This window comes from Rhodococcus aerolatus (genome assembly GCF_054783215.1).
Window position 1 is genome coordinate 1 of sequence record NZ_BAAGQZ010000058.1, and the last position, 1,214, is coordinate 1,214.

At 71.3% G+C, this 1,214-nt stretch carries 1 protein-coding gene; it reads left to right on the plus strand.

Annotated elements, in window-relative coordinates; genetic code table 11:
• Positions 1 to 204 precede the first annotated feature (204 nt).
• The coding region (locus tag ACYVOF_RS19900; protein ID WP_460869635.1) for an IS110 family RNA-guided transposase at positions 205 to 1,214 on the plus strand (1,010 nt) is incomplete at its 3' end.

The window sequence follows — 1,214 nt, forward strand, 5'->3', positions numbered from 1 at the left end:
GGGTATCTCCGACCCGCCGTCTTGGGTGGTGTCCTGAAAATGACATGTCCACGTGCCGGCCGGAGCTCGGCCCTCCCGCTCAGATGCCTTGATAAGAAGCTTGTCCACCCGCCGACAACGACGGGCGTGACTCATTACAGATCTGTCTCTGAGCGACCACGGGCCGAGCTGACCGTTCCAGATCCGCTCACCCCGAGGAGACCCATGGCCATCGTCGCCGAGACCGTCGATCACGTCGTCGGCATCGACACCCACGCCCGCACCCACACCTACTGCCTGCTCCACGCGCGTACCGCCGCCATCATCGACACCGCGACGTTCCCGACCTCGAAGGCCGGCAACGCCCGCGCGGTTAGCTGGATCCAGCGGCGCAGCCACGGCCCGGTCTTGGCCGCCGTCGAAGGCACCTCCTCCTACGGCGCCGGCATCACCGCCGCCCTGCTCGAGGGGCACATCGACGTCGCCGAGGTCCGGCCCGCGGCCCGCTCCACCCACGCCCACGCCGGCAAGTCCGACGCCCTCGACGCCGAGGCCGCCGCCCGGTCGGTGATCGGCCGGGACCACGACACTCTGGCTAGGCCCCGCCAGGCCGGACCGCGTGCCGCGCTGCGTGTCCTGCTCGCCGCCCGCTCGATCACTGACCAGCAGCGGACCGCCAACCGCAACGCCCTCACCGCCCTGCTGCGCAGCACCGACCTCGACGTCGACGCGCGCAAGCCCGTCACCGACACCCAGGTGCGGAGCATCGCTGCCTGGCGCACCACCCGCAGCACAGCCACGGGCGATGCGGCGGGGATCGTCCGTCGCGAGGCGCGTCGCCTCGCCGTCACCGTCCTCGAGCAGACCGCGTTGCTCAAGGAGAACCACCGCCAGCTCGGCACCCTGACCGAGCAACTCGCCCCCGGCCTGCAAGCCGTCCCCGGACTCGGACCGGTCACCGCCGCGATCATCGTCTGCGCCTACTCCCACCGAGGACGCGTCCGCTCCGAAGCCGCCTTCGCCGCACTCGGTGGCATCGCCCCGCTGCCCGCATCATCGGGCAACACCAGCCGCCACCGGCTCTCCCGATCCGGCGACCGCCAGCTCAACCGGGCTTTCGACATCGCCGTCCGCAGCCGCATGAGCTACGACCCCACCACCCGCGACTACGTCGCCCGACGGCGCGCCGAAGGCCGCAGCAACCGCGAGATCCGCCGCTGCCTGAAGCGCTACGT